Origin of the sequence: Caulobacter sp. KR2-114 (assembly GCF_049446115.1) — a bacterium.
GTDB lineage: Bacteria > Pseudomonadota > Alphaproteobacteria > Caulobacterales > Caulobacteraceae > Acaudatibacter.
The window spans coordinates 1-5370 of sequence record NZ_JBMSEC010000015.1 but is presented as its reverse complement, the minus strand read 5'-3'; the positions used below and the strand labels follow the sequence as shown (position 1 = coordinate 5370).

The following is a 5370-nucleotide window of genomic DNA, read 5'->3' as shown; positions in this document are numbered from 1 at the left end:
CTTCAAGGCCCTGGGCGACCTCAACGGCGACGGCAAGGCCGACATGCTGTTCGAGGACGCCAGCGGCGAATACGCCAGCTGGGACCTCTCGGGCACGCAGATCATCGGCGGCGGCGACATCGGCGCCCCGCACGGGACCTGGAGCTTCGCCGGCCTGATGGACCTCAACGGCGACGGCCGCGCCGACATCCTCTTCCAGGACGCCTCAGGCAATCTCGCCAGCTGGACCCTCAACGACAACCACATCACCGGCGGCGCCACCTTCGGCGCCCCCGGCGCAGGGTGGCATCTGATCGGATGATCTTGCGCTGATCGGCGCAGTTTCCTCGATTGTTGCAGGGCTGTCGTTGACCTTGGAAAAAGCTCGCTTCTAGATAGAGCTGTTGCGGCGGCGCCGCCGGTCCAGTCGCGTCTGTGGGGGTGAGTCCAGTGCCGGTGGAAGTCTTCACAGCCGACGACGGCGTGCATGGGCGCGAGATCTGGCGCACCGACGGAACCGCGGCCGGCACCACCCTGGTCGCCGACCTCGACGCGGGTTCGGAGAGCTCCAATCCGGCGAACCTCACGGCCGCCGGGCCGCTGATCTATTTCACCACCACGATCGGCTCCGACACAGAGCTGTGGCGCACGAACGGTACGGCGGCCGGGACCCTTCAGCTGAGCACGACCACAAACGGGGCCGGGGCGTCGGGGCTGACGGCAGTGGGCGGGAGGATGTTCTTCACCGGCCACGACTCCGTCCACGGCGCCGGCCTGTTCGTTTCCGACGGCAGCGCCGCGGGGACCGCCTTCGTCGCCGCCGTGAGTGGCGCGTCGAACCTGACGGCGGTCGGCAACGCGCTGTTCTTCACCGCGAGCGATGCGACGCATGGGACCGAATTGTGGGTCAGCGACGGCACGGCCGCCGGCACCCATATGGTCTCCGACATCGACCCTGGCATGGCCGGCGCCACGCCGACGTCCCTGACGGCCTTCAACGGAAAGCTCTACTTCTCGGCCAATGATGGCGTGCATGGCCAGGAGCTGTGGGTCAGCGACGGTACGGCCGCCGGCACACAGATGGTCAGCGACATCGCCCCCGCGTTCGTGAGCAGCGCGCCAAGCAATCTGACCGTCGCCGATGGGCGCCTGTTCTTCCAGGCCAGCGATGGAAACGGAACCGAGCTGTGGGCGACCGACGGCACGGCCGCCGGCACGGTCAAGCTCACCCAGCCCGGCAGCTATTTCGGGGCGTGGGGGTACTTCGCAACGCCTGCGGGACTGTATTTCGAGAATTCCACCTACACGTCCAGCTATCTGAACCTGTATCTCTCCGACGGGACCACAGCGGGGACGCACGTGGTGGCGACCCTCGGGGATGTCCGCTTCGCGCCCGTCAGCGTCGGTGGCCATCTGCTGTTCAGCGGCAGCCCGCAAGGCGGGGCCGATGGCCTCTACCTGTCCGACGGCACGCCGAGTGGCGCCACCCTTGTCGCCTCCGGCTCGATCAGTGCGCCCGTGGTGATCGGCGGCCTCGCCTATTTTCAGCTCTACGACCCCAATCAGTCCGGTACACAGCTCTGGGTAAGCGATGGCTCCGTCGCCGGCACCCACCTGGTCAAGGATTTCACGCCCGGACAGATATCGACGGGGCTGACGATCACCGCCTTCGGCTCGCAGGCCCTGATCGCAGCCCCGACAGGCCCGTACGACAAGGAGCTCTGGCTCTCGGACGGCACGGCGCAGGGCACCCACGAGGTGCTGAACATCAACCCGATCTCGCCGTCCGGCAGCCTGCTCTTCCAGCTCGATTTCGTCTCCTATGGGGTGTTCGTTCCGGAGGCGACCGCCATCAACGGCCAGCTGCTGTTCAGCGCCGCCCTGGATGCCCAGCCGGGCAACCTGTTCGTCTCGGACGGCACGGCGGCCGGCACGGGTCTGGCGGCCAACCTGCCGCCTGGCCACAGCTTGAGCGCCGCGAACGGCTTCACGACAATCGGCGGCAAGCTGTTCTTCGTCGCAAAGGACGGCGCCTACGCGACCGCACAGCTCTGGATGACCGATGGGGGCGTGGGCGACGCCGTGGCGCTCACCTCGACGACCGCCGGTTTCACCAATCTCGCGCCCACCAACCTGATCGCGTTCGGGGGCCAGCTTTATTTCGATGACGCCGACACCACGCATGGCGCTGGCCTGTTCTCGGCTGACCCGGCCACCGGGACGGTCCGCTTCGTCACGGCCGAAACCGGGCAGATGGTGGTGCTGGGAAATGAGCTGCTCATCCTCGACGGCAACGCCAATGGCATAGCGGCCAGCGGCGTAGGTCTCTACGCCACCACCGGCGCCGCGGGCGATGCGACACTGCTTTGGCCGCCCGCGGCGGGCGGTGCGCTGTCGATCCACGCGATGATGGCGGCGGCCGGGGCGAGTGAGGGCGGCGGCACACACTCAGGCGGCACTGGCTCGGCCACGGTGACGGCCAGCGGCGGCATCTACGCCACCTCGTCGTCCGGCGTCGCGGTCGTGATCAACGGCCCCGGCAGCGGCGGCGCCGCGTCGTCCATCGTCGTCTCGGGCTCGAAGGCCTTCTTCAGCGAAAACTTCGGCGCCAGCTCGGCCAGCAGTGTGGGGGGAGAGCTCTACGTCAGCGACGGCACGGCCGCCGGGACGCATCTCGTTGAAGACATCGCGCCGGGCGTCGACAGCTCCGGTCCCTCGCAGCTGACAGCCTTCGACGGCGGTGTGGTGTTCGTGGCCGACGACCACGTCCATGGCCAACAGGTGTGGTTCTCGGATGGCTCGCAGGCCGGGACCTACCGCCTGCAGGTCAACCCCACGACCACGGCGTCCGCCCCGCTGACCCTTGGCCAGGGGGTGGTCTTCAACGGAAAGTTGTACTTTTCGGCCAATGACGGGCTGCACGGTTCGGAGTTGTGGTCATCTGACGGCACGGTCGCCGGCACCGCGATGGTGGCGGATGTGGCGCTGGGCTCGAACAGTCTGGGCCCCAGCCTGTTCACGCCGTTGAATGGCAAGCTGTTCTTCGTCGACAGCAGTGGGGAGGCGTGGGTGACGGACGGGACGGCCAATGGCGCGACCCTGCTGTCCACGACCCTGTACGGAATTTCCAAGGTCACGGCCTTGGACGGCAAGCTCTACTTCACGGCAATCGATCATCCCAGTCAGGGCGTGTTCAATTTCGGCCTCTACGCCACTGACGGCACGGCGGCCGGCACCAAGGTGGTTGAAAGCTTCCAGACGACGGATCCGATCGTGCTGGGCGACGATCTGCTGTTCCGTGGCTCGGGCGCACCGAGCGACGGGCTCTATGTCTACAGCGCCCTCACCGGCCAGACCACGCAGCTGAGCACTGCGGCGCCTTATCTGATGACGCAGGGCGGGGTCGTCGGCGGCAAGCTGTTCTATGCCGGCATGGATCCGAACGGCGTGGAGCTGTGGGTCAGCGACGGTACAGCGGCCGGCACGCATCTGCTCAAGGACGTCAACCCGGGGTCCGGCTGGTCGCAGCCCGACCAGTTCACGGCCGTGAACGGCAAGATGGCGTTCACGACCGACAGTGGGCCGCAAGGCCTTTGGATATCAGACGGTACGAGTGCGGGCACAGTGCAGGTCGCCGCGATGGCGGCCACCAACCTCACGGCCGTCGGGGCTCAGCTCTATTTCGTCGCCAACGACGGAGTCCACGGCACTGAGCTGTGGGACTACGACACCACCATGGCCACGCTGACGCTGGCCAAGGACATCTCGCCCGGCGCCGGTGGATCGTCGCCGGCGAACCTCACTGTGTTCAACGGCGAGCTCTATTTCACCGCCACCGATCCGATGAACGGCGCCAATGTGTGGCGCATCGACCCGACCCTGGGCGCCGTGATGGTCAGCACCGCTGTGGCGGGCGGCGGCGGCGTCAATGGCGACGGCTACCTGACCGTTGTCGGTTCGAAGCTGTTCTTCCTGGGGAGCGACGCCGTGCATGGCGTCGGCCTCTTCGTGGTGGACGCGAGCAACGGTGCGCCGACATTCCTCACCAGCGTCTACAATGTCGCTGGCTACACGCCATCCTTCTTCGCCGCCGGCGCCGATCTCTACTTTCTGGGGCGCGACGCGACCAACGGCTCGGAACTCTGGGTCTCCGACGGCACCATCGCCGGAACCCATCGGCTGACCGATACCGAGACGCCGAACGGCGCCAACGCCAGCCAGTTCACCGTGGTCGGCAGCCAGGCGTTCTTCTCCGCCAATGATGGCGTTCACGGCCAGGAGCTGTGGGTTTTCAACGGCGCGCCCGGCGGCGCGCACATGGTCGCCGACCTGAATCCGACCGGTGACTCCAACCCCGCCAATCTCATCGCCATGGGTGGGGCGCTATACTTCGAGGCCGCCGACGGCCAGGGCAAGGTGGAGGTCTGGCGCTCCGACGGCACGGCGGGCGGCACTGTCGCCCTGACCAGCGCCAGCAACGGCCAGAACGCGCAGTTCCTGATGCAGGTCGGCTCCAAGCTGTTCTTCTACGGTTCGGACAGCGCGCATGGCGCAGGCCTGTTCGTCACCGACGGGACGGCGGCGGGCACGCACTTCCTGCTGGCCTACGCCCTGCCCGAGAGCTTCTCCGACGGCTTCACCGCGGTCGGCAACGAGCTCTATTTCAACGGCGCCGACAGCGTGAACGGCGCAGAGCTTTGGAAGTCGGACGGCACTGTCGCCGGCACGGTTCGCGTCACCGACACACAAGTCGACAACGGCTCCTATCCGCAGGGGATCACCACTCTGGTCCCGGACCATGCGCCGACGGACCTCAACGGCGATGGTCGCAGCGACGCGCTGTTCGCCGGCGCCGGCGGCGTTCTGGCCAGCTGGGAGCTTCAGGACACGAGGATCATCGCCGGCGCGACTCTCGGATCGCCCGGCGCCGGCTGGCGCTATGTCGGAACCGGCGACTTCGACGGCGATGGTTCGGCGGACATGCTGTTCGAGAACGCAGGCGGGACCCTGGCGACCTGGCGCATGTCGGGCTCGGCGATCGCCGGCGGCGGGAACCTGGGTTCGCCCGGCGCGGGCTGGAGCGAGGTCGGCATCGGCGACTTCAACGGCGATGGCAAGTCGGACGTGCTGTTCCAGAATGCGGCCGGGATGCTGGCCACCTGGGACCTCAATGGGACCAGCATCGTCGGCGGCGGGAACCTGGGCTCGCCGGGGGCGTCGTGGGCGGTCAAGGCGGTGGCGGACTTCGACGGCGACGGCAAGGCCGACATCCTGTTCGAGAACGCGGCCGGCCAGTACGCCGTCTGGACGATGCACGACACCACCATCGCCCAGAGTTCGCAGCTGGGCTCTCCGGGGGCCGGCTGGAGCTTCGCCGGGACCGGGGACTTC

General features: G+C 67.6%; 2 protein-coding genes. Both read left to right on the top strand.

The features are described from left to right. Nucleotides 1–301, top strand: a 301-nt coding sequence (locus tag ACO2Q3_RS26865; protein ID WP_423312399.1) for an FG-GAP repeat domain-containing protein, incomplete at its 5' end; no start/stop codon positions are given. A 134-nt stretch (nucleotides 302–435) separates the two neighbouring features. Then, a partial coding sequence (locus ACO2Q3_RS26860; RefSeq protein ID WP_423312397.1) for an ELWxxDGT repeat protein occupies nucleotides 436–5370 on the top strand: 4935 nt, incomplete at its 3' end.